Origin of the sequence: Candidatus Pristimantibacillus lignocellulolyticus (genome assembly GCA_023639215.1) — a bacterium.
Taxonomy (GTDB): domain Bacteria; phylum Bacillota; class Bacilli; order Paenibacillales; family Paenibacillaceae; genus Pristimantibacillus; species Pristimantibacillus lignocellulolyticus.
The window spans coordinates 843616-868629 of record CP097899.1; the positions used below are offsets into that span (position 1 = coordinate 843616).

The following is a 25014-nucleotide window of genomic DNA, read 5'->3' on the forward strand; positions in this document are numbered from 1 at the left end:
AGAGAAAACAAATAAGCCGCTGTATACGTACATATAGCACGTATACAGCGACTTATTGCATGTTACTTAATCTGCTTATTAATGAATCGAAGCAGGATCGATTAAAGAACCAGCCTTTTCTGGCTCGTCTATACTTTGCCTAGCCGAACCAGCCCAAAAGGCTGCAATAAATCCTATCATTGCGGAAACGAGTAAAAACCAGAAACCATATTGGACAGCATCACCCAATAACTGGCGTAATAATTCTAGTTGATCGGCAGGTAAGTTACTATTTGATTGCAATACTGCAAGCGGATCAGTCACGACACCTAGATCATTCGATAAATGTGATAATTCGTTAGTGTGCTGGCTCATTAATGATGATATTTTGGAGTTAATTAGTGCAGTTATTATCGCTGTACCAAGCACTCCACCGATAGACCGGAAAAAACTTACAGAAGAGGTTGCGGCGCCTCGAATCGATTCGTCCACACTCATACTAACTGCTGATTGACCAACCATCATCATCATTCCGATCCCAAGACCTAATAGCACCATGATGAAGCATACGACGAGGAAATGAACATTACTTGGTAACATAATAATGATCAATAGTCCTACCGCACATAATAACATTGCTAGTGCCATATTAAAGCGCCAAGTAAAACGTTGAATCAACATACCACATAACGTTGCTCCAAACATAACACATAACATAAGCGGCGTAAGTGTACCACCTGTATAGGCTACATTTCCACCCAAGCTACCTTGAACAAACAACGGAATATATACTAGTGCACCAAACATTATTATACCTTGAACAAATGTCGTAATATAAGTGCTAGCAATTACTTTATCCCGAAATAGCTGGAACGGAATAACAGGTTCTTTTGCTTTGAGTTGATTGACCACAAACCATGTTGCAGCACCTATTCCTACAATAAACATACCTATCATTTCAATAGAAACCCAGCGATATTGTACTCCACCAAGTTTAAGAGCTAATAATAGAGAGAGTGTCCCAACAATTAATAGCATAGGACCAATAAAACCTATCGATGCATCTGACTTTTTATTGAGTGATTCTTTCGGCAATAACATCATAAAAGCGATGAGGATAATGACTCCAATTGGGAGATTAATAAAGAAAATGTATCTCCAATCAAATACTGAAGTGATAATCGCACCAATTGTAGGACCTACAACTGATGAAAGCGCAAATATACTCATATATAGTGTCTGATAAATACTATTTTTATTTTTCGGCATTAGTGTAAATACGATGGTAAAAGTTATCGGCATTAAAAATCCTGCACCTAACCCTTTGATACCACGAAAAATAATGAGTTGTAGCATAGAATCTGCAAAACCACATAATACTGATCCCATTACAAAAACCACTAATCCCATGATTAATAACTTTTTACGACCATATAGATCAGACAATTTCCCTGCAATCGGCATCATTGCTGTAGAAGTTAACATGTAAATCGTGAACACCCATGACATTCCAGAGAATCCTTCTAATTGCGTAGCAATCGTTGGTAATGCAGTAGATACAATCGTTTGATCTAGTTGTGTTAAGAATATGCTCAACAGTAATGCTCCAAATAACCAATTAAACTGTTTTATTGTTAACCCCTTGAACTTCGTTTCCATACGGTCATCACCTGCTCCATAGCACTTGTTCGATCTATATTCCCGACATTTTGGCGCAACGATTCAAATATCCATGTATCGTGTGATTAGTTACTCTTGAAATAACAAATCCTCCTAATCGATTAACGCCATCTTCAAGATTCCTCTGCAATGCATCTGATACTAATCTTTCTTTGCTAGTCCAAATCGCTACGTAACGATCAGCAATTAACGAGGAATAATATTGGATATAATCTAACCACTTCATCAACTCATTAGATATCTCACCATATTTAGTAGAAGTAACAACAAATAACAAATCATTACTTTGTTGATGCTGCTGCCATTGTTCAAAACTTCGGTACAATTGAACCGAGCATGAACGCCAATTGTTAATCGCATCGAGAATCAAGGTTAAATCATCATCACTTTCACTACTTTCATCATGATGTGAAGGAGCATATAACACTTGTATTTGGCGTACTCTTTCAGCGTTTGTCGTTCCCTTTGTTTGTCCACTGACGAGTAAACCATGCTGAGCTAATTTAACCATTTGATCGACAATCTCCTCTTGTAACTGCTCTTTCGAACCCGAGTGACCAGTAATCATCGTTAATGATTCATCATCTCGATAATAGAACTGGTTCATCATTCCCCATAAACAAAACAGTATGACTTGCTCGTTGGCATGTGGATTAATGATGCCAGCTTGTTTCCAGCCTCTGAACATTTCACTCTTATCATGAAAATCTTGCACCCATTGCGAAGATGCATACTGATCGAATAACTTCCCACCATCTAACGTTTCCTTATGAAATATTTTGTATAAATTCGGAACTTTACATTTAATCTCAAAATGGGTTTGGATATATTGTCTAAGTACTAATTCTGGATCAATATTTTCCCATGATTGCTTTTCTAGTAAGGTTTCCCATTGACGAAACAATCTTTCAAGAACAGCTTCATATAGCTTTTCTTTTGTACTGAAATAGTAATGAACAAGCGCCTGATTCACACCAGCCTTTATAGCAATATCACTTATGCGAGTAGCAGAATAACTGCTGTTAGCAAAAAGATCTTCTGCTGAGTTCAGAATTTTTTCCTGCATATTGATTTTCTGTTCATCTGCCTTTGTCGTTTGTGTCATATGGCATCCCCACCTTCCAACATCAGAGCGTATAATCTTGAGAATTACAGTAATGATTTCACGACAAAGCTATTTTGTTCTACCCAATCAACCATAATAGGTTGGCATTCATCTAATTGTGAATCTAACATATACAATCCGCGACTAGTTGTTATCGCACCTAGTTCTGCAAGTACTGGCTTCATATGAAGTTCAACTGCTAAATGATGTTGATAACCCGCACCTACCATAAGCGGAAACACAAGTTTACCTTGCAATGCATTCATAGGTAATAAATCCAGCATCAGCTTTAGTAGACCTGTATAAGTAGCCTTATAAGTAGGGCTAGCAATAACAATGTATGTCGAAGCATTTATTTGCTCAATTAGCGTGTTAATAACTTCTTGATCCCACTGTACTAAACCAACACCATAATCAGCTAAGTCAATGACATGATGAGTAATTTCTTCATCTGTTAATTGTTCCACGTATTGTGTAATCGCTTGCGATGCTTCGAAAGCAAAAGTATACGTTTTGGAGCGTGCCTTGGGATTACCAACAATTGTAGTCATATGCATTATGCTTGCACCTCTAATTTCTCAAGCTTATTATATTTGCCCCTATAGAAAATAAGCGGCTCAGTTTCTCCCACGGCTTGGTGTATCTTAACACCTTTTCCAAGAAGAATTTTATGATCTCCACCATCAACGATCGCGGTCACTTCACATTCAACACTTGTTAACGTTCCTTCAAGCACTGGCACTCCAATATCTCCACTGTAATATGCAATACCTTCAAATTTCTCAGAACTGCCTTTTTTTGCAAATTGACGAGATACTTGTTCTTGAGATGCAGCTAAAATATTGACACAATATTTCCCTGATTCAGTAAGATGCGTCAAAGTCGTACTATTATTATCTACACAAATAAGTACCATTGGCGGATCAAGCGATAATGATGTAAAGGCATTTGCAGTCATTCCTAATGGATTACCCTCATTGTCAATTGTAGTAATAATGGTTACACCAGATGCAAATTGCCCCATAGTATTTCGCCATACGATTGGATCCATATATCCCCCTACTTTCATCATTTTCATCGTTATGAATTGCATATTTTCCAAGCGGTAAATGCATAGATTGCTGCAGCATCAACCATATCTTCTATCGTCGGTTGAAATCTTGCTGGACCAAATGTAGCTGAGGGAATTCTGAACATATTGAATACATTATGATCACGCCACATACTGGAATACGCATAGTGAGCTAACTCCAATTCTCCGCGCTCCCCCGCCAAACTGCCTACAGCAATGGCATCTACAAGAGGAGCGATAGCTTCATCGTCGGCCTCATGACCTTGACGATAAACAAGCGGCAACACTTGGCCCTGCATATTAGCTGTATGAAGTAAAGCCTCTAATTGTCGATGAATCGGTGCAATAGATTGCTTGGCCGTAATATTTACTTCGATGTAGACAGAGCATACTTCACTACCCGCTCCCATAATATGTGGATCTCCACCACGTATTGCAGAGATTTGTACTTTCGGAATAGATTCGCCGCCTTTTGCTTTATACGTGTTTTCTTGCTCATATTGAACTGCCCATTGTTGAATTTTCTCGATTAGAACAGCCACTTGCACAAGTGGACTAGGATGATGCTGTAGCTCCTGAGGATGATTAATCATCGGTGTAAATATCTCCTCACCGTACAAATCAATCCGATAGAGTGCATGCCCACATGACATCCATGTTATTCCGAAATCAGTTCCTTCAGCAGCAATGGCATAATCCGGTGCCACTCCTCCATGCGATAATAAATAATGAGCACCTACTTCTTTGCCCATAAATTCAGCACCACGAAACTCTTCAACTTGCTCTGGACCAATCTCACCAGGACTAGCTGTAATATATAAGTGACCCTTTAATGGAAGACCTGCATTTCTCAATGCTTTTGCAGCTATTAATGTACAAGTCATCGGACCACGATCATTCTCTACTGGGCGACCAGAAAACACACCATTCTCAAATTTTGCTTCAAGCCATTCTGGTCGTATTACCGTTTCCGGACGATAACGCCAATTATCGCGTTCATTATATTGAGGTGACTCTGTATCAAGGTGGCTAGTGAAAAGTAGATTTTTCCCTTCTCCTGGTTGATCTCCACCCATCGTACCAATAACATTGAATCTATCCTCAACCATTCCAACCTTTCTTGTTGAAAAACCTTCCTTCTTCAACCAATCATATACGTACTCACCAGCTTCTCGTTCAAAGCCTGCTATACTTCGAATATTACCTAGTTCTAATAACAAATCTATTACTTCTTGTGGATTAATATTGTCGCGAATCGTTTGCATCACTGCATAATCGTCTTCTGTATACGCTGTTACATTCGAGATTCCCATACGCTCATTCTCCCTCCCAATAAGAGAGTAATTGTTCCGTTGATAATATCGTCGCAAAATTCATATCTAATATGTTAATTGACATTAGATGCACATCTTGCTCATACGCTGCACAAGCATCGGCTACTACATAAACTTCATAATCTTTCATAAATGCATCTCTTACCGTTGAATCCACACAACATTCTGTTGTAACGCCAGTAACGATAAGATGTTCTACATTCAATTGTTGTAACAATAGTTCAATGTTAGTACCTACAAATGCACTATACTTCTGTTTTTCTACAATGTAATCTGCTGACGATGGAGCTATACGATAGTCTTCTGCTCCGAAGGTTCCCCGTCTACAGATCGCAACTGAATCTTCAGGATCAAGTCCCTTTTTCGCGTACCATGATTTCATGGCACGCGAGTCTGTTACCGGATCAGTGATAAGGCGAATGAATAAGATTGGAACCTCTTGCTCATGAGCAACTTTAATTAGTCGCTCAATCTGATCAACGGCTGGATCAATAGTAGATAAATCAATCCCATATTGCGCCATCTTCCCTTCTGGTCCACAAAAATCTTGTTGAACATCTACAATTAACAACGCCGATTGATCCTTTAGCTTCCAACTCATATTGATCATTCCTTCCTTATTGTGTAACCATCGTTCCTCTTAGTTGTGGCAAAATATCTGATCCAAATGTTTTCAAATCCTCTACATAATCAGGGAATGTAAGCATCATTCCATCTATATTTGTTGCTTCAATAATTTCTTCAATACGATTTGTAATCGTTTCTACACTACCAGAGATAGTTTCTGTCATAAATGCGCTCTTAGCACGTGCAACCATTGAGTTTTCACGACCATCTGGATCAAGACCATAACTACGAAGCATTCCTTTAATCGCGCCTTCATCTGCGCCTTCTTGATAAAGCTTCATTCGTTCTTCAGCATGAGCATCCGTTTCACCAGGAATAATGGTAAACATCGCATACGTTTTAATTGTTTTGTTACGTTCTGCTGCCATTTCTTTGGCGCGTTTACTTACTGATGCTAGTTCCTCTAGATCACGTCCGCCGATAAAGCAAGCGTCACCTTCATCAATAGTGAAGCCCATACCTTTCTCAGATTGACCTGCACAGATGATTTCTGGTCTTGGTCTTTGAATCGGCTTAGGTAATGACTCACATTCCTCGATATTAAAGTATTGTCCGTGATGAGTGACACTATCTTCATTCCAAAGACGTTTGACTACTTGCATCCATTCCTTGGCAAGATCATAGCGCTCACTATGACCTAGATGTTCTGGCCACATTCCCATTTGCTGAAATTCACCTGCAAATGAACCAGACACTACATTCATCCCAACACGACCACCACTAATCTGATCAAGCGTAGCGTACATTTTTGCCGCTACTGCAGGGTTATATAATAATGTATGAACAGTCGCGTAAATTTTTACACGCGATGTCGCTTCCGCAAGACCAGCCATCATCGTCATAGACTCTAATGAAGTTCCCCAATGATTCGTCGAACCACCATATCCTTTCCATTTCGCCATCGACATTATGAAATCTAGTCCAAGTTCCTCAGCGATTAATGCTGCTTTTTTATTAATTTCATAACCACCATCTAGCTTGGGAGTATTCTCTGAAATAATCCATCCTCCATTTGTAATTGGTAGAAACACACCAAAATCCACTTTGTTATAATCGATTGTCGTCATACTTTCTCTCTCCCTTATGTTTTATATGATTCATTATTCCGGCCAAATTAGTTTTTCACCTTCATAAATTGCATCGATATATGCGTTGTTCATAACTTTATCTACTGCTATTTTTTCACGAATAACACTTGCCCCAAACAGAATGTCAATCTCACGTTCCCATTGTTCGTTAGTTTGCCATGCTACACCATGCCCTGCAATGCGAGAACTATTAACGATATCAAGTTCAACAGACCAACGATTTGTTTCAGTCGCAACATCGTAAACAGAACCAGAGAGATTTGACAATGCCTCTACTGACGCATCCGGATTTTCTGCTGCATAGTCATGCGCTTTGGATACTGCTCTTAAAAAATCTTCTATCACAGTAGGATTATCAGTTGCAAACGTATTGTTCACAGCAAGTACACCAAACGATGTTTCAGCTCCAAATTGACCTGGATCAATTAACGATACTTCAACGCCCATTTGTTCCATTAAAAAAGGTTCATTGGATTTGTAAACTGTTAAAGCATCTACTTTCCCCGTACTTAGAACAGTTGGATCGTATCCTACCGATACTCCTTTAACCGACGTTACATCGACATTAGATTGATTGAACATCGCTACAATATTTGCCGGCAACGCCCCGTGATATCCGATTGTTTTGCCTACAAGATCCTTCGGCTCCGTAATGCCTGAATCTTTCATAACCATAATCGCACTTGTGCCAGATGCGCCAAAAGTTGCAATACCTTTAATGTCTGCACCATTCACCGCTGACTGAATAACAAGACTAGGCGTACCTGCTGAGGCAATCTGTGCTTGTCCTGCGGCTAGAAATTTCATTCCTTCTGCATCTAATCCTGGAATAATCTTCACGTTAAGTCCCATTTCTTCAAAGTACCCTAGTTCAGAAGCCATTACGACTTGGATATCTGGGGGCGATGCTGCATAGTAGTATCCTGTAATATAAGTAATTTCACCAACTGCTTCATTCACTGCTTTTCTAGCCGCCCAATCCATAGCGCCTTCTTCCACTTCGCTTCCTTCGACGACTGCTGTTGGTTCAGGTGTCGTTGTCGTTATCGGTGCTTCATTTGCCTTTCCACATGCTGACAGTACCAACAACACGCTACAAACCATCATTACCATTAACATCTTAAAAAGCTTTGTCTTTCTCTCCATCTCCAAAACCTCCACTTTTTCTGTATTTTGATAATAATATGAAGTCCAACAACCTATTGCTCACATCTCTCTCTAAGAACGATTTTCACTTGATACATGCCAAGATAGTGCTTTTCGTTCAATAAAGCGAACAATATTCGTAAGACAAATACCCATAATAGCTAACATGCAGATCGCCGCAAACATTCGCTCTGTTTGCATATAGTTACTAGACATCATAATAATGTTACCTAATCCTTCAGTAGAACCACTCCATTCGCCTACTACTGCACCCATTACACTCAAACTTACACAAGTTCTTGCTGCTGAGAATAGATAAGGAAGACTATTAGGTAACCTTAGTTTAAAGAAGATTTCGCGTTTATTGGCATGTAGCGATTTCATATACTCTAGATGATTTTCGTCTATTGATCTGAATCCTACAATGGAGTTCAATAACATTGGGAAAAACGTAATAATTGATGCAATTAATATTTTAGGTAAGGCATCAAAACCAAACCAAAGTATAAATAGTGGAGCGATCGCCATAATCGGTGTTACATTAGCTAATACCGCTATTGGTAATAACATTCTTTCTAGTAGCGGAGAATGAGCCATAAAAATTCCGGCTATAATCGCTACCGTTAAACCTAGAAAGAAACCAGCTAATGCTTCATATAAAGTTACCCATGCATGTGGTAAATAAAATGAGATAGAAGAGAAAAATTCGATGATAACTGCTGATGGTGCAGGTAAAGTTACAGGATTAATGTTGAATAACCTTACTGCAAGTTCCCACAATAAAAATAATGTTACGAATGCAAAAGTTGGTGGTAAGTAGGTGGACTCCGAAAACTTTAACTTTGCTTTTGTAAGCAATGAAAACTCTTTACTTTTATGTTCAATATTCGGTCTTACCATAATCGTTGCTTCTCTAACTGCGCTTCTCACAGTCATCACTCCCCTTCATGAATAACCTCAACTTATTTCCATCTATCACGTAAATAGCCTCTAATTTCTGTTACATATTGATGAAACTCTTCGGTATCTTCAATCGATGCTTGTCGTGGTCTAGGTAAATTAATATCAATTACTTTCGATACTTGACCAGGTCTAGCAGACATGACTACCACTTTGTCTGAAAGTAATACTGCTTCTCGTAAACTATGCGTAACAAATAGCACCGTCTTCTGATGAGCTTCCCAAATATGTAGCAACTGGTAGCTGATCATTTCTCTAGTAATTTCATCTAAGGCTGAGAATGGTTCATCCATTAGTAGAATTGGCGCTCCTGAGCCGAATGCTCTAGCAATTCCTACGCGTTGTTGCATACCACCTGATAATTCTTTCGCATAAGAATTAACGAAATCACCTAATCCTACTGATTGTAGTAGTTTAATAGGATCTTCTCTATCTTCTACTTGAATGCCAACTCCTTTTATATTTACTTCAAAGGGAACATTCATATTTTCTAATACAGTACGCCATGGGAATAATGCTGGAGATTGCGGTACAAAACCAAATTGTTTCTGACTTTGGGCACCTAGTGTTGTCATCCCTCCGATAGTTACTTCTCCTTGATCTACATCCGCTAATCCTCCAACGATTCGCAACAATGTAGATTTACCACAGCCACTTGGACCAATCAGACTTACAAATGTACCTTGTTCAAATTCAAGATTAATATCACGCAATGCTTCAGTTACTTGACCTCTTCGTTCGAAAAATTTACTAACGTTTTTAACCTTGATGTAAGTCAAATTAGATCACCACACTATTATTAAATATTTAGTTAAATAAAATTAACTATTTGATTAATTCGATAACCAAATACTATCATCGCACTTCTTTAGTGTCAACTAATATGACATGTAATAATTTATATTTGTATTTCCATATAAAAACCGTAGTCTTACGTCATACTTACTAACTTATTTATGTAACATACAACAAATATAACACATACATAACATAATTAAGTTAGATTATTTAACACAATTTTTAGATTCTATAATTCGAAACTATTTCTCAGTACATACTATAATTTCTTATCACCATTCAAATAACTTACAACAACAAAAGCTAGTATCAACTTGTTTAAAGTCGATACTAGCTTCATATTTAATCGTAAATTACACATATTGTTTAGCATGGAAATGACCTATCGCCGGACGCTCTAACCCTAAGTGCTCCCGCAATGTGTTACCTGTATATTCCCTGCGGAATATTCCTCTGTCTTGCAAGATTGGTATAACATGATCTACAAACTCATCTAAATTACCTGGCAATACTGGCGGCATAATATTGAATCCATCGCATCCGTATTCCTCAAACCATAACTGGATAAGATCAGCTAATCCTTCATACGTGCCAACATATTGTAAATGTCCTCGCGCACCAATTAGACGACGACCTAACTCTAGAATGGATAGATTATCTCTACGTGCCGTATCCATAATTAGCTGTACACGACTCTTCATCCCATTAGAAGCTTCTACTGGATCAGGAATATCAGGTAATTGGCCATCTAATGGATAACTAGATAGATCGAAGTTAAGCATTCCCGATAACATCGTGACAACAGTTGCTGGTGGAATATAGGACTGCAGCTGTTCATACTTCGCCTTAGCCTCTTCTTCCGTTGCTCCAATTATAGGTGAAATACCAGGCATAATTTTCAAACTTCCCGGCTTACGCCCATGTTCTTCTAGTTTCGAATTAACACTTTGATAAAAAGCTTGCGCAACTTCTAGAGATTGCTGAGCAGTAAAGATAACTTCACCAAAGCTCGCTGCAAATTCTTTTCCCGGTTCAGATGATCCTGCTTGGATTAGAACAGGGTAGCCTTGTGGAGGTCTTGGTACATTCAATGTTCCTTTTGTAGAGTACCATTGCCCTTTATATTCAACCTCTTTTATTTTAGTTGGATCTGCAAATCGGGCTTGCTCACGATCCACAATTAAGGAATCGTCTTCCCAGCTATCCCATAGTCTAGTTACCACTTCAGTAAATTCTCTAGCCATTTCATAACGAGTTTCATGAGGAGGATGTTTCTCACGACCATAATTGTATGCTTCCGTATCAAGCTGAGAAGTAACAATATTCCACCCTGCTCGGCCATTACTAATATGGTCAAGTGTAGCGAATTTACGTGCTGTATTATACGGTTCATTGTAAGTTGTTGATACAGTAGCTGTTAAGCCTAACTTCGTTGTTTCTACAGCTAGAGCAGACATAACCGTCATCGGATCGAGCATACCAGCAGCCGCTTGGTCGGCTCCCATCACATATAACAAATCAGCTAGAAATATCATATCGAATTTACCGCGTTCAGCAGTTTTTGCAACATTGCGGTAGAACGAGTAATCAAATATTTTCTCAGCACCCGATTCTGGATGTCTCCAACCATAGTGATGATGACCTGTATAATATATAAACGCACCTAAGTGAAGCTCATCTTTTCTTTTGCTCATGTTCATGACTTCCTCTCTGTTGGTCGTAATTATCCTTTGAACGTATTTATCCTTTGAACGTATCTCTCCAGCGTAGCCATCTCTTCTCAAGTAAGCGTGTTGCTGAATCTGAGAGTTTACCGATAACTGCAAAAATCGTTATTCCTACAAATACTTTATCCGTCTGAGAATAGGCTCTTGCATCTTGAATCATATAGCCGATTCCTGCACTTGTACCCATCATCTCAGCTACAACAAGCACTAGCCACGCCGTTCCTAGCGACAATCTCACGCCTAGCAATATATTAGGCAATGCAGCAGGAATAATTAACTTCGTTAACAACTGTAATCTAGAATATTGCAATATTTTTGATACTTCATACAATTTCAATTCGACATTACGAATACCAAGAAACGTATTCACGTATAAAGGAAAGAATGAACCCAATGAAATCATTAATATTTTGGAAAATTCACCTACGCCAAACCACAAAATAAATAAGGGAATTAATGCTAATAAAGGAATCGTACGTAACATCTGAATCGACGGATCAATCGTTTTCTCTGACAACTTTCCTAGTCCAGTAAATAACCCTAGAAGCAAACCCGCTACAGAACCAAGCAAAAAACCCAAACCTGCGCGATATGTGCTTATCGCTAGATGTTCAAAAACTTCACCACTTTGTACAAGATTCCAAAATTGGGCTACGATAACGGATGGTGCAGGTAATAATTGAGGAGAGATTAAGTGTAGGACAGCGGCAATTTCCCATATAGCAAGAAGCAATAAAGGAAAGATCCATCCTTGTAATGGTCTAGGAATTATCGCTAACCAATCTCTTCTAGCAGATCCTTTATTAGTAGTCTTTGTTAATCCACTACTCATGATTTCCCCTCCCTGCCATAGCTATCTTGCCATTTCAAGCAACGCTTCTCTATCCATTTCACAAGCGAATCAGTCACTTTTCCAGCAACAGCGAATACGATAATCCCGACAAAGACAACCTCTGTCCAAGAGAACGATCGCGCATCATTAATGAGATACCCAATACCCGAACTTGCACCCATAAGTTCAGCAACGACTAACCCTAGCCAAGCAACTCCGATTGATAATCTAGTCCCTAGTAGTATATTAGGTAATGCTGCTGGAATAATTAACTTCGTTATCAATTGCCATTTACTAAATTGTAAGACACGACCAACATCGAATAACTTGGAATCTACAGATCGGATACCTAGAAACGTATTTACATAGAGTGGAAAAAACGCACCTTTAGCAATTAATAGTAGCTTAGATGTTTCCCCGAAACCAAACCATAATATAAATAGCGGTGCAATAGCCAAATGCGGTAATGTACGAAGCATTTGTAAGGATGGATCTAGTAATCGTTCCGTTTTATAAGAGAAACCAACCCACGTTCCCATAACTAACCCTAAGCCGCCACCAATAACAAACCCCAAAAACGCTCGCCATACAGATATACCAAGATGTTTTACAAGTTCGCCTGAAGCTGTCAAATTAACGAACTCCGTAATAATTTGACTTGGTCTGGGCAATAGAATCGGATTCAATTTGCCTAGCATTCCTGCAATCTCCCATATCACAATGACGAGGACGGGCAATAGTAGACCAAGCAATACATTCGTAGTTGCAATAGATAGACTTATTTTATTTCGTTTCTTTTTAGTCTGTCTGTTCGGACTTGCAACTACCTCTCTTACCCCTGTCTCCATAAGTTCCATCCTCCTCTCTTGAATCGCAATAACTTCTATTCTTATTCCAGCGGATCTTGCAATGCCGCATCAATGAATTGATTATTTACAATATCAGCAACTTTAATTTCTTTACGAATATTTTTAATCTCATATTGGAAATCCGCTGTCTTCTGCAATTCCGCTATAACATCATCACTCACTGCGATATTGATCATTCTTGCACGATCAAACGTTCCAGCTATTATTTCTACAGGAATATCACGTTCTGCAGCATAGCGTTCTAGTGCTTCATCTTCGTTAGCTAATTCCCAAGCCAATGTTTTATTAATTACCTTTTGATATAACGTAATAAGTTCAGGATAGTCATCTGCGTATGACGTTCTAGCAATTGTGAATGAAGGAGAAAATACACCTAGTGATTCACCATCTTCTAACACTTTTGCTTTTCCACTTGCACTATTAAGCGTAATATAAGGATCCCATGTAGCCCAAGCATCAACTCCGCCAGATTCAAATGCTGGTTGCGCCTCATCCGGTTGCAATTGAATAACCTCTACATCACTATCTGACAAGTTCGCTTCTTTCAATCCACGATATAGGAAATTGTAAGCATTACTACCTTTAGTCACTGCAATCTTCTTACCTTTTAAATCAGCTAACGAAGTTGCCGTACTATCATTTGCAACAAGAATAGCTACATTGTTCGTTCCTTCTAACGTTTGCGAAATAATTGTGAATGGAATACCTGCGGATTGACCAGCAACTACAGGCATATTACCTAATGTAGCAATATCTAACTTATTAGAAGCAATTGCTTCCGTCATCGGCGGACCACTTTGGAATTCTGTCCATTCTACACTGACACCAAGCTTTTCAAATTCTTGCTCAAACCATTTCTCATCTCTTGCTTTGCCGAATAGACCGCCGCTACCTTGCACACCAATTTTGATCGTTACGCCATCATAACTTTTTGCAACATTACCCGTTTTTTCGTTAGGAGCTTTTCCTGTATTATTTCCACTGCAAGCTGTCAGTGCCACCATCATTACTAGTAATACCGTCACAATAACGTTAAATTTTTTCATCACAATCTCTCCCCTATTTTCCTATTAGATGTAACTTTATTCCTTATATCCCTGCCCCAATATCAAGCGTAGGTTCTTCCACCTTTTCAAACTCTCTTAACACTTTGGCACGTAGCTCTTGAAAACTGTTCTGTGATCTCTTACGAGGAAATGGCAGATCTATCGGCAATACTGAACGAATATGTCCCGGTCTTGGATTCATAATGACGACCCGTTCTCCTAGAAATACCGCTTCATCTAGATCATGAGTAACAAACAGCATCGTTGTTTTATTTTTCTGCCATATATCAAGCAGTACCTCTTGTAAATGTGCCCGTGTAAATGCGTCAAGTGCACCAAAAGGTTCATCTAGCAATAACACATCTGGTGTTCGTAATAAAGCTCTTGCTATGGCTACCCTCTGTGCCATACCACCAGATAACTCTCTTGGATAAGACTTTTCGAATCCTTTCAACCGAACCAACTCGATAAGCTCATCTACTTTCTTTCTGACCTTTGGATCTCTGAGTGATAAATTCGCTGCAATATTTTTCTCTACTGTTAACCAAGGGAATAATCTTGGCTCTTGAAAAATAAATCCTTTTTCAATACTAGGACCATCAATCGGTTTTCCATTCAGCAACACATCTCCGCTATATTCGGTATCAAGCCCTGCTACAATTTTTAACAATGTGCTCTTACCACAGCCACTAGGCCCAATAATCGTTATAAATTCACCTTTAGCAATTGACAATTGAATATTGTGAAGAGCGATAACATCACCCGATGGCGATGAAAATCGTTTATTCAATTGATTCATGACAAGAATTTCTGCTGACATTATTAATCGCCCCCCGCTATTCCTTATAATACTTACCCGTTTACTTGGTTATTAAGATAAAAAAAAGGAGATTATTCAACGCGAACGATCACTTCACATACCCTAATAGATATGCTTGATCTGTTCCATTGCAATAATCTCCAGTTTTCTGGTCGATTTATGGATATTCATTTTCAGTTACATAATGAATATTAATTCAATTTGTTATGACGTTATTCTATCAGCAGACTTTATAAATTGTCAAACATTTTTTTATACATATTCCCATTTGAGCTAAATCGTTCAAATAAGTGAATTGCTTCTCGATCAGAAACTGGAGACATAAATAATTTAATAATATCGGAAATTTCAATTTTAACTGGAACAACGTAATTAGGTGCAAGTTGCAATGTTAAACCTTGAATTAAACTTACAAAGTAATAGGCAAGCTGATGTGGATCTCCAGCTTTAATAACATCTTGAAGTTGTCCCTGCATCATAATGTTAGCCATAGGCTTTAAGTTTTCTGTAAATCTACGAGTAGCTATTACTTTAAGATCATTACTTACTCCATCATTCATACGAATACTGTGAAGCATTAGCGTAAATGCCCAGTTATGTTTACTTTCAATCCAGCTGTAGCATATCGCATATAATTTTTCACGTGGGTCTAAGTTTGCTTGAGCAAATCGCTCCACCATTGCCCCATAATTATGTTGACCACGTTGTAATAATTCACTAAAGATTATGTCCTTTGACTCAAAATAATGATATATATTACCTACACTCAATTCAGCCATTTTGGCAATTTCTTTAATACTCGCAGAATCAAGACCTCGTCTTGCTATCGTGTTCAAGGCTGCTTCCAAAATATGCTCTCTTCTTAATTCACGTTGCTCAATATCTCGCTTTATATTTCTAGGTGACACCTATTCTCCTCCTAACTTATGTAATATGCTCCATATTGTAAATTAGTTATCCCAAAATAGCTACAGCTTAAAATATAATAGCCCACAACCAGTTTCTATTGGCAGTGGGCTATTATATACTACTCCGTTATCAATTCATACGCCGATATATGCTTAATTTTTCTCGCAATCAGCATGGATACAACATATGCTAACAGTGTAATTATGATACAGAAAGTAATAATGACCGGATAATTGACAATAAAATTCACACTACGTATGCCCACACTAGAGAGAAGCAGTGCTAACAATTTGTTTGTGTACAAACTACCAAGTAATCCACCAATTACTACGCCAACAATAACAATAGGAACAAAACTCCAAGCAATTTGATTCATAAGTTGCCATGTAGTATAACCGATTCCCTTTAATATCCCAAATTCTTTCTTGCGCTTTGTAATAATGGTCTTAATGACAAGATACAAAATGAGGATAACGACCAACATCGTAGTTATAAGAATAATGAACATAATGAAAAACATGGCTGTTGCATACATCCCCGATTGACTTTCTATCGTCTCATCCACATCAATAATGTCTTCTAAAGTATCGCCATAGGTTTGTTGTATTGCTGTAATAATTGCCGAATTCTCGACACCATTCGAGTAAACATGGAAGGTAGAAGGTTCATATACAGGAATATGATTCTTTATACCTGTTAATGTAATGGCAGCAAATTGCCCCATATAATTAATTGATTGACTTAGACCAGTAATGAGATAAGAGCTGGACTGTTGACCGACCTCTACAGTAACCATATCTCCAATACCCTTTCCAAGCAAATTAGATACCGACCATGAGATAGAAATTTCATTATTATATTGTGGTGCTCGGCCTTTATATACGGTGTTATTATTGAGCCTGCTATAATCATTGCTTATGTGAGTGTAGAAACTTTGACCATCAATATCAGTTAATATAACATCTAGAATATTTACTTTCTCTACACCATCTAATTGCTCTAATTTTTGAGCCAGCTCATTATCATTATGATTACTCAAGACAATAACATTTGAAGTTTCTGATCCAACCAGGTGGAAAAAAGTCTGTTTTTCCTTTGCAATATTATAGTATAGAACAATGGAAAATACTGAGGCAAACGTGATTGCTGTAACAATGATAACTAACATAATATTTTGCTTTATATTAGCCAGCAAAGTTTTGCATGCTAATAATAGGTGAATGGAACCTTTTAATTTATCAAGCGGGATAAAGTTTTTTCTAAAGTTATGAGTATGAATGCCTCCACGTAACGATGCTACAACCGTCAATTTTCTTATCCTACTCGTTGAGAATAAAACGACGATTAGCACCAATATAGCTATTAATACAATACTCAATATATTAATTAAACCATTAAAACTTGCATGCCATACTAATCCTGTTAATGAAGAAATTACTTCACCCAATAAAGGATCTACTAGATAAGAACTTGATACGCCTACAATACTAGCAATACAGGTTATCGATAGAAATTGAACCATAATAGAAGCGATAATCTGATTATTTGTATATCCAAGCGCTTGCAAAATTCCAATATTAACCATACCATCTTCTATACTCGTACTTACACGGAATTTGATGACAATTAAGGAGACTACCACGATAATAGCAGCAAATGCCACGAGAATCATAGCAATAATATTAACTGTCATTGAATTGGACGTTTTCACCATATTAATCTCATTATCCCAATAATATCCGTTAAATTCTCCCGTTTGTAATTGTGGGAAACTTCTCTTGAAGTCTGCAAGGAGTGTGGCTGCTTCTGATTGATCAACTAACAAAACGGACAGTACAACAGCAGCTTCTTTCTCTTCTAACTGTTGAGATAACATATTGTAAGTGCCATCTGGTAAATACACCTTCATTAATCCCATATTATTACTGCCAAGCATAGTCGCTTCAAAAAACGCTGCAATTCGATACGTATAATTATGATCTCGATACTTAATTGATATGATATCGCCTAGTCGATATCCGCCACTAGTACTAAAAATATAAGGCAAATAAATATCATTATCTTGTACAGTATCTAGTTGTTCAACTATTGCTAATGGTGCAATCTTTTTTTCTGTTTTTGCATTAAGGAAGGCTAAGCCGTGACTCATTTCACTTCCTCCAAATTTAAAGAGAGAGGAATTCATTAAGATTGATTGTTCGACTTCAATCTCACTAACTCCATCGTGTGAAGCAAAGTATTGATTGTAACTTTCATCATAATTAGCTTTATCAATAACAACTGCTGCATGAGCATCACGAAGATTAGTTACTTTATCGTCATAGAACGTATTCATCTGTGTAATAATTGTAATTCCCATATTAAGTAGCATAGATGCTAGAAATATTAATACGAATAATGATGTCGTTGCGCTTTTATTATGTTTTATATTCGCGATAGCAAGGTTAGTAATTTTCATGCTACCACCCCATTTCGGTTAGAAATGTCTTTAACTTTTCACTTCGCCCCTGATTATCCTTCGCATCGTATGCATCTAATCGCAAATCACCACAAATGGTTCCATCACGTAAATAAATGATGCGATTTCCACGTAAAGCAGTTTTCAGATCATGGGTTACCATCACAATACTTTGGCCAGAGCCATTTACCATTGTCATAATATCAAGAACCGAATCACTAGATGCTGAATTGAGTGCACCTGTCGGCTCATCTGCAAACACGATTTTAGGTTTATTAATTAATGCCCGTACTATTCCAACCCTTTGTGCTTCACCGCCAGATAATTGTGAAGGATATTTGTTCCATGAAACTTCAGATAAACCGACGCGATGCAATAGTTCTTTCGCTAGCTGCACGATCTTCTTTTTGTCTTGTTTCACTAACAATCCACTCGTTAATATATTGTCTAACACACTCATATTGTCTAATAAATGCATCTGCTGAAATACAAATCCACAATGATTTCTTCTAAATATAGCAAGCTGATCATGACTGAACTTTGAAATTTCTTTCTCTTCGAATTGAATTTCTCCCAAAGTAGGTTTATCCATACCACTCAGTGCGTACAGCAGCGTAGATTTCCCTGAACCTGAACTACCCATTATGATCGTAAAATCTCCTTCATAGAGATCCATATTCAAATTTTTTAATACATGCTGCTGTAGGCCTTGATTCGAAAATGTTTTACATAACATTTTAGTGCTCAATACTACACTTTGCATTGCATAGTTCTCCTTTTTATACGTAATTGTCCCTTTCAGTTAATCTGCTTTGATAAGCAAACAAAAAGGACTGTATCGTTGTTACAGTCCTATCATACGAAATCAAACCTTAGTTAGTCTTTGCTCAATTCTTAACGGTTTCTTAATTATTTTAATGAAAGTTCGTTACTTTCTAGCGCCATAGACACTAATTTTGCGGTCTATTCTGCTATATAGTTACTTTCTCGCAGCGTAGACTCTAATTTTGCGGTCTATTCCGGCTATATAGTTACTTTCTCGCATCATAGACACTAATTTTGCGGTCTATTCTGCTATACAGTTACTTTCTCGCATCATAGACACTAATTTTGCGGTCTATTCCGCTATACAGTTACTTTCTCGCATCATAGACACTAATTTTGCGGTCTATTCCGCTATATAGTTACTTTTTCGCAGCATAGACACTAATTTTGCGGTCTATTCTGCTATATAGTTACTTTCTCGCATCATAGACACTAATTTTGCGGTCTATTCCCGCTATATAGTTACTTTCTCGCATCATAGACACTAATTTTGCGGTCTATTCTGCTATATAGTTACTTTCTAGCGCCATAGACACTAATTTTGCGGTCTATTCCGGCTATATAGTTACTTTCTCGCAAATGTTCATCGTCATCAAAGCCCATTTTTTGAACTACACCTTTAAATGAAAGTTCAAAACTTTCACTTGTCAGCACCAAGAAGATGACCCACAGTGAAAACGAGTAGCACAGCGTACGTTTTGTGTACGTGAGCACACGCAGGCTTTCGATGGGGAGCATAGTCGCCGCCGACTAATCTACAGCGCGATACCGCGTGATCACAAGTGGATGTTTTGAACTACCTCTCCTCTTAGGCGAGTTTAATGTGAACCATTACAGTGAAGCCATCCCCCCGATTACAACACTCAATATCACCTTGCATATGTTGCATGAAATATTGTGATAGGTATAATCCTAGACCTGCACCATTGTTTCCATCAGAATTATGACCTCTATAATATTTATTAAACAGAAAAGGTAGCTCATCTTCATTAATACCTTGTCCAAAGTCTCTAAACTCAAGAACAAGATGAGTAGCATTAATATAGTTTGTAATATGTACTGCGGTAGCTGCGTATTTGTAAGCATTACTCAATATGTTATCGAATACTTGTTGAAGTCTTAGCTCATCCGTTAGAATAATGCATGCCGGCAATGGATCACATATAATCTCATTATCGTACGTTGCCTTACTGATCATCTCAAACAGAATGTTGCTAGATTGCTCCGCTACCTCTACCTTCAACTGCTGTAATTCTTCTAATGTTGCATGAAACATATCCGTCACAAGAAGATCAATCTGTTCTGCTTTAGAATAAATCATATGTAATTGTTTCTGTTGCTTATCGTCATCAACCTTTAACATCATTAATTCACTTATCGCTTTAATAGAAGCTACCGGTGTCTTAATATCATGACTTAAACTTGCAACCAACTCTTTTTTACTCTGATTCGCGTTATATTCATTGCTACGCGCAATCGCAAGTTCTTCTCGCATAATATCAAAACTTTCTGTGAAAGCTCCAAATGGATTATTTGATTCAATTTCTAACGGCGTGTCAAGATGACCTCTTGCAATGTTCGTAGCAAATTGTTGTAGTTTGTTAAATGGGGTGAAAATAGTAGCTTTCAATATTAAGATGTAACCTATACTAATGATTAACAATCCAATGAATATAATGATTAACGAAATTAATAATTGCTGCTTCATCTGCTGGAGAATACTAGCTTCCTGATGGTAGACAATAACTTTCCCAATCATTTCATCTTGGTGATAGAGATCCATAATACTCTCTCGATCTTTAATCGCATTATAGACTGTATTAAACATTACGTCCGAGGATTGAAATATCACTTGCTCATTAAGATCTATAATTGCAATATTGGATTTATGCTCAATACTCTCAAATTTTCCTTGCTTGATATCTACCCAATTCAGATCAATCTGCTGAACAAGTTCATTAATCGCTACAATATCAATGGAAACAGTTTTCTTCTGCCCGATGATTAGTACTGTAGTGATTATTGCTACAATATAGACAATGACCAGTACACCAATGATTCGTCTAATCTTCATCAGCTTCGATCCTCAAGGACATACCCTGTTCCCCACACCGTACAAATATATTTTGGATCATTAGCATTTTCTTCGATCTTTTCTCGTAAATGGCGAATATGAACATTTAATGTGCCATCACTAGTAATAGAATCACCCCAAACTTCTTGAAACAATTCATTCTTCGAAATGACTCTATTTTTATTTTTCGCCAAATAACAGAGTAAGCGATATTCCAATGTCTTCAACTTAATTTCTATATCGTTAACACGTACACGGCAAAGATTACAATCAATAACAACATTGCCGAACTGAATAATTTCTGTAGAAGCTACTTGATTACCGTACCTTTTCAGTACAGCTTTCACTTTTGCAAGCAACACACTTAGCGTATACGGCTTCTGAATATAATCGTCTCCACCAATATTAAGTGCAATTAATACATCATCATCACTAGAACGCGCACTTATAAATAGAATTGGAATTTGTGTTGTTAACCGCAATTTCTTGCACAAATCAAAACCAGATGTCTGTCCCAAATTAATATCTAATAAAATAATTGCAACTTCATGTTGCTGTAAAAACTGTTCACATTCTACAGCACTAGTTACATAAGCAGACTTTATGTCAAACATATTGAAATACTCACTTGTTGTTTCAGCTAATGCCAGCTCGTCGTCGACAATGAGACAATCGTATTGCATGAGTTCCTCCCACAGCTTATTGTGACTTGATTATTATTAAAGCTATCATTTATTAACATTCTAAATCATTTATACTATTGATAATTAATGCGTTATATTATTACTTGCATTAATACTGTTACATTTCAGATATTCACAATTAATTGGAATATTATCTTATCCCTATTGTAGTATGCTCTCTTCTGTTTGTCACAATATTAATCTATCTGTTATTAAACTATTAAAATACCCAATTAAGTTTTCATAGACTATAAAACATACGCTTCACTTCACCTTGAATAATATATCTTATTCAAAGTGAAGGAGTGATTTATATCAGTTTCTTTAAGGCTAAACTACGAGGTATTAATGAGGTGCCAAGTGTAAACACTTATGCACGTGGTATCGCTTTTTTCTTATTCAAACGTTGGAATCATCATTTGAAGTTAAAATTTTTCGTTAAAGTAGAAGACACCCGAAATGTTACGAAAATCGATCTTCATCTAGGTCAAAGAGGTCATAATGGTCCTGTAATAGCTACTCTTTTCAGAGCATCTGGAACGGGAATATCTGTAGATCGTGGATTTGTTAAGGGAGTAATGAAAAAAGGCGATCTTCAAGGCCCTATAAGAGGACTATCACTTCGCTTCTTACTTCGTGAAATTAAAAACCATAATGTTTACGTAAATGTTCACACAACCGAGCATCCTAAAGGTGAAATTCGTGGTCAAATTAAAAAGTTCAAGCGTCATCACTCTTAGTAAGTGGCGATAAATCTAATAACAATAGTAATTAAAACAGAGATTTCTTCTCGGACAGGTCTCTGTTTCAATTCAATTAAGGTTTCACGCTTTCTCTTCTATTGCCCAAGGTTGTCTAGTAGAAACAACTGTTTCTCCAGTTTCAATAGCCTCTAACATAAGAATTGACAAATATTGATCCTGAGCTGCATCCGCTAGACTATAAAACGATTCCGATGCGCCAGATACATAATCATCCATTTTCAGAAGTGAGGTAGCAATTGCAATTTCCTCATCACTTAGCCGCGCTGGAGCCGTTGGATTCAGGTAAAGCCATTGTTCTCCTGCAATAATTCCTTTGTGGTAATAGCCCTCTAAATTCCCACCATGCCCTTTATCCACTCTTCGTAAATCGATATGAACTGGTGTAGCAAAATCAAGCAAATAACTTGCATCCTCATTCACAATTTCACCTAATGAACCTCTAATTAGAATTCGGCTACGACGGATCCATGAAAAATATTGATCCCGCGTAAAATCATACACCGCCAATTTATCACCAAATCGGAGCGTAGCAAGCTGCTGACTAGTCTCTACTAATTCTCCCGTTTCCGGTTCACCATCCCTTGACGGCCCCCTTACTATAAGAGACTTTATTTGCTCTCCGCGGATGGTCACCTCTTCAAAGCCAACATTAAGCAGTTGACGAATGAGACTAATACCGTGGTATTCATGTGCGACAGACATGTGTACATGTGAAATATTGCCTAACTTACCCGAACGAACCAAATTAATTCGAGCTGCGTGTAATGGCTGATATAAATATTGTTCTGCAATTTGGATTTGCGCTTTGTTAGGTAGCGAGTCATACAAAGCGATTAGCCCCGCGAGGTCAGTAGAAGGTGGTGTTTCTACTAGAACCGGAACTTTATGCATTGCTAGTTTGCTGATTACCTCTTGTGCCACTCCTTTTGCCACTGCTACTACTACAAAATTATAATACTCAGCTTGAGTAATTAATTCTTCCATCGTGCGAACTGTGACAATTCCCCATTGTTTCTCAATCGCTTTACCTTTCTCTTCATTACGTACCAGCATCGTATGAATACGAAAACGATCTGGCATTGCTTTTGCTATTCGCATATAAAACTCAGCACGCCAACCACCACCTACTATTGCAAAACTTGTTATTGCCACTTATATCATCCTCTTTATATGTAAATTTTTTTTGTAATTTGTATACCCACAGTCTTCCTTGTTCATCGTTACATATTCATTCTTACTATACCATCTAACATTTGTGCAAGTTTAACTAACTAACCTTCCACGCTTCCTTATACTTCTTCTGCTCGACTTCAGCACTCATAACTTTCGCATGTAAATCGTTAGCGATTGTGAATTGATGCTTACGCTGGATAATAACTTCTTTAATTTGCTCTACACTGTCACATGAATACGGTAGTTCATTGTACACACATCCAAACTGCAATGGTTGATGCGTGTCACTTCCAGCAATGGAAGGTAAGTTATACATATCTGCGAATTGTTGTACCTTCTGTTCCATTGATAGACCGTATTTATGCAAATCACGCCCATTAATATCGATCGCATCTAATCTCGCAATAAGCGAAGGATGAACATGAGCCAGTGGATTTTCCTCACGATAAGGATGTGCACCGATTGTTAAACATTGATAGTATTCACTTATTTCAATTAATCGTTCTAAAGGAATAAAGTTGTTAGCAGACCGATAACTATCTAGCTGTCTACTAATTGTAATAATTGCTTCTCTACTACCAATAACAAGAATATGACTTTGTTCAGCAACATCTACCTCAATACCAGGGAAGACTTTAACCCCTTCAACGAGATAGTAACCATTATGATAAACCGCCATATCATCAAGCACTTCATATATATTCAGAAAATCCTTCGTATTAAAATGTTCTGTAAGTGCGACAGCATCTACATATTTCGAAGCCTCTCGCATCATTGTTTCATAATAATCATATGAAAAATCAATATCTTTCGACCACTTTCCATGTGTATGTAGGTCTATTTTCAAGCTCATCGTCTCCTCAACATCTATTCATTCTCTCAATGAAATCATTATAAACGAAATATAATTATCATTTATATACATTTGATAAAAATTAACGCAAACTCAACATTACGATAACAATCCAATAACAAAACCCACCTATGCTATATAGAGACAGGAAGAACATACAACAACATTTGTTACTAATTTAGCAATACCAAT

23 protein-coding genes are annotated in these 25014 nt (G+C 37.5%); 1 reads left to right on the forward strand and 22 read right to left on the reverse strand.

Going from position 1 to position 25014, the window contains the following annotated elements; genetic code table 11:
• Positions 1-78: 78 nt before the first annotated feature.
• The 20 genes from NAG76_03405 to NAG76_03500 all read right to left on the reverse strand — a co-directional run bounded on the left by NAG76_03405 (position 79) and on the right by NAG76_03500 (position 22032).
• Complete coding sequence (locus tag NAG76_03405; protein URN95319.1) at positions 79-1638, reverse strand: DHA2 family efflux MFS transporter permease subunit; 1560 nt, start codon at positions 1636-1638, stop codon at positions 79-81.
• A 34-nt stretch (positions 1639-1672) separates the two neighbouring features.
• Complete coding sequence (locus NAG76_03410) at positions 1673-2764, reverse strand: TetR/AcrR family transcriptional regulator (GenBank protein URN95320.1); 1092 nt, start codon at positions 2762-2764, stop codon at positions 1673-1675.
• A gap of 44 nt (positions 2765-2808) precedes the next feature.
• Positions 2809-3321, reverse strand: a complete 513-nt coding sequence (locus tag NAG76_03415; protein URN95321.1) for an NAD(P)H-dependent oxidoreductase — start codon at positions 3319-3321, stop codon at positions 2809-2811.
• Positions 3321-3815, reverse strand: a complete 495-nt coding sequence (locus tag NAG76_03420; GenBank protein ID URN95322.1) for a flavin reductase family protein — start codon at positions 3813-3815, stop codon at positions 3321-3323. The genes NAG76_03415 and NAG76_03420 overlap by 1 nt, the downstream gene beginning before the upstream one ends.
• Before the next feature lie 29 nt (positions 3816-3844).
• Entirely contained in the window at positions 3845-5149 is a 1305-nt protein-coding gene (locus NAG76_03425) for a hypothetical protein (GenBank protein ID URN95323.1), read from the reverse strand.
• A gap of 4 nt (positions 5150-5153) precedes the next feature.
• Positions 5154-5771, reverse strand: a complete 618-nt coding sequence (locus tag NAG76_03430; GenBank protein ID URN95324.1) for a cysteine hydrolase — start codon at positions 5769-5771, stop codon at positions 5154-5156.
• A 16-nt stretch (positions 5772-5787) separates the two neighbouring features.
• On the reverse strand, positions 5788-6864 hold the full coding sequence (locus NAG76_03435; GenBank protein URN95325.1) for an LLM class flavin-dependent oxidoreductase: 1077 nt from the start codon (positions 6862-6864) through the stop codon (positions 5788-5790).
• Between the two features lie 33 nt (positions 6865-6897).
• Positions 6898-8031 carry an ABC transporter substrate-binding protein gene (locus NAG76_03440; GenBank protein ID URN95326.1) on the reverse strand — a complete coding sequence of 378 codons (1134 nt, stop codon included), beginning with the start codon at positions 8029-8031 and terminating at the stop codon, positions 6898-6900.
• Between the two features lie 72 nt (positions 8032-8103).
• Positions 8104-8961, reverse strand: coding sequence for an ABC transporter permease (locus NAG76_03445; protein ID URN95327.1), 858 nt, complete (start codon positions 8959-8961; stop codon positions 8104-8106).
• A gap of 32 nt (positions 8962-8993) precedes the next feature.
• On the reverse strand, positions 8994-9770 hold the full coding sequence (locus tag NAG76_03450; protein ID URN95328.1) for an ABC transporter ATP-binding protein: 777 nt from the start codon (positions 9768-9770) through the stop codon (positions 8994-8996).
• A 372-nt stretch (positions 9771-10142) separates the two neighbouring features.
• Positions 10143-11483 (reverse strand): LLM class flavin-dependent oxidoreductase, encoded by a 1341-nt coding sequence (locus tag NAG76_03455; protein URN95329.1) that lies wholly within the window; start codon positions 11481-11483, stop codon positions 10143-10145.
• A gap of 46 nt (positions 11484-11529) precedes the next feature.
• Positions 11530-12348 carry an ABC transporter permease gene (locus NAG76_03460; GenBank protein ID URN95330.1) on the reverse strand — a complete coding sequence of 273 codons (819 nt, stop codon included), beginning with the start codon at positions 12346-12348 and terminating at the stop codon, positions 11530-11532.
• Positions 12345-13196, reverse strand: a complete 852-nt coding sequence (locus tag NAG76_03465; protein ID URN95331.1) for an ABC transporter permease — start codon at positions 13194-13196, stop codon at positions 12345-12347. Before NAG76_03465 ends, NAG76_03460 begins: the two co-directional genes overlap by 4 nt.
• A 41-nt stretch (positions 13197-13237) precedes the next feature.
• Entirely contained in the window at positions 13238-14263 is a 1026-nt protein-coding gene (locus NAG76_03470) for an aliphatic sulfonate ABC transporter substrate-binding protein (protein URN95332.1), read from the reverse strand.
• A gap of 43 nt (positions 14264-14306) precedes the next feature.
• Entirely contained in the window at positions 14307-15083 is a 777-nt protein-coding gene (locus NAG76_03475) for an ABC transporter ATP-binding protein (protein ID URN95333.1), read from the reverse strand.
• Between the two features lie 230 nt (positions 15084-15313).
• On the reverse strand, positions 15314-15991 hold the full coding sequence (locus tag NAG76_03480; GenBank protein URN95334.1) for a TetR/AcrR family transcriptional regulator: 678 nt from the start codon (positions 15989-15991) through the stop codon (positions 15314-15316).
• A gap of 119 nt (positions 15992-16110) precedes the next feature.
• Positions 16111-18450 (reverse strand): ABC transporter permease, encoded by a 2340-nt coding sequence (locus tag NAG76_03485; protein URN95335.1) that lies wholly within the window; start codon positions 18448-18450, stop codon positions 16111-16113.
• 1 nt (position 18451) lies between these two features.
• On the reverse strand, positions 18452-19213 hold the full coding sequence (locus NAG76_03490) for an ABC transporter ATP-binding protein (GenBank protein ID URN95336.1): 762 nt from the start codon (positions 19211-19213) through the stop codon (positions 18452-18454).
• 870 nt (positions 19214-20083) lie between these two features.
• The gene (locus tag NAG76_03495; protein ID URN95337.1) at positions 20084-21349 is read right to left on the reverse strand and encodes a HAMP domain-containing histidine kinase; all 1266 of its coding nucleotides are present in this window, start codon (positions 21347-21349) and stop codon (positions 20084-20086) included.
• Positions 21349-22032 (reverse strand): response regulator transcription factor, encoded by a 684-nt coding sequence (locus tag NAG76_03500; protein URN95338.1) that lies wholly within the window; start codon positions 22030-22032, stop codon positions 21349-21351. Before NAG76_03500 ends, NAG76_03495 begins: the two co-directional genes overlap by 1 nt.
• A gap of 353 nt (positions 22033-22385) precedes the next feature.
• On the opposite strand from NAG76_03500, the gene NAG76_03505 reads away from it, so the two are divergent.
• Positions 22386-22772: a CHRD domain-containing protein gene (locus NAG76_03505; protein ID URN95339.1), complete on the forward strand. Its 387-nt coding sequence runs from the start codon at positions 22386-22388 to the stop codon at positions 22770-22772.
• Positions 22773-22856: 84 nt separating this feature from the next.
• Here the strand turns inward: NAG76_03505 and NAG76_03510 are convergent, their stop codons facing one another.
• A complete protein-coding gene (locus tag NAG76_03510) occupies positions 22857-23948 on the reverse strand; it encodes a Gfo/Idh/MocA family oxidoreductase (GenBank protein ID URN95340.1) in 1092 nt (363 codons plus the stop codon).
• 115 nt (positions 23949-24063) lie between these two features.
• Complete coding sequence (locus tag NAG76_03515; GenBank protein URN95341.1) at positions 24064-24816, reverse strand: histidinol-phosphatase; 753 nt, start codon at positions 24814-24816, stop codon at positions 24064-24066.
• Positions 24817-25014: the final 198 nt, after the last annotated feature.

Excerpts from the sequence above, each read along its gene's own strand:
- NAG76_03405 (URN95319.1), bottom strand. The coding sequence starts at position 1,638 with ATGGAAACGAAGTTCAAGGGGTTAACAATAAAACAGTTTAATTGGTTA.
- NAG76_03410 (URN95320.1), bottom strand. The coding sequence starts at position 2,764 with ATGACACAAACGACAAAGGCAGATGAACAGAAAATCAATATGCAGGAA.
- NAG76_03415 (URN95321.1), bottom strand. The coding sequence starts at position 3,321 with ATGCATATGACTACAATTGTTGGTAATCCCAAGGCACGCTCCAAAACG.
- NAG76_03420 (URN95322.1), bottom strand. The coding sequence starts at position 3,815 with ATGGATCCAATCGTATGGCGAAATACTATGGGGCAATTTGCATCTGGT.
- NAG76_03425 (URN95323.1), bottom strand. The coding sequence starts at position 5,149 with ATGGGAATCTCGAATGTAACAGCGTATACAGAAGACGATTATGCAGTG.
- NAG76_03430 (URN95324.1), bottom strand. The coding sequence starts at position 5,771 with ATGAGTTGGAAGCTAAAGGATCAATCGGCGTTGTTAATTGTAGATGTT.
- NAG76_03435 (URN95325.1), bottom strand. The coding sequence starts at position 6,864 with ATGACGACAATCGATTATAACAAAGTGGATTTTGGTGTGTTTCTACCA.
- NAG76_03440 (URN95326.1), bottom strand. The coding sequence starts at position 8,031 with ATGGAGAGAAAGACAAAGCTTTTTAAGATGTTAATGGTAATGATGGTT.
- NAG76_03455 (URN95329.1), bottom strand. The coding sequence starts at position 11,483 with ATGAGCAAAAGAAAAGATGAGCTTCACTTAGGTGCGTTTATATATTAT.
- NAG76_03460 (URN95330.1), bottom strand. The coding sequence starts at position 12,348 with ATGAGTAGTGGATTAACAAAGACTACTAATAAAGGATCTGCTAGAAGA.
- NAG76_03465 (URN95331.1), bottom strand. The coding sequence starts at position 13,196 with ATGGAGACAGGGGTAAGAGAGGTAGTTGCAAGTCCGAACAGACAGACT.
- NAG76_03470 (URN95332.1), bottom strand. The coding sequence starts at position 14,263 with ATGAAAAAATTTAACGTTATTGTGACGGTATTACTAGTAATGATGGTG.
- NAG76_03475 (URN95333.1), bottom strand. The coding sequence starts at position 15,083 with ATGTCAGCAGAAATTCTTGTCATGAATCAATTGAATAAACGATTTTCA.
- NAG76_03485 (URN95335.1), bottom strand. The coding sequence starts at position 18,450 with ATGAAAATTACTAACCTTGCTATCGCGAATATAAAACATAATAAAAGC.
- NAG76_03490 (URN95336.1), bottom strand. The coding sequence starts at position 19,213 with ATGCAAAGTGTAGTATTGAGCACTAAAATGTTATGTAAAACATTTTCG.
- NAG76_03495 (URN95337.1), bottom strand. The coding sequence starts at position 21,349 with ATGAAGATTAGACGAATCATTGGTGTACTGGTCATTGTCTATATTGTA.
- NAG76_03500 (URN95338.1), bottom strand. The coding sequence starts at position 22,032 with ATGCAATACGATTGTCTCATTGTCGACGACGAGCTGGCATTAGCTGAA.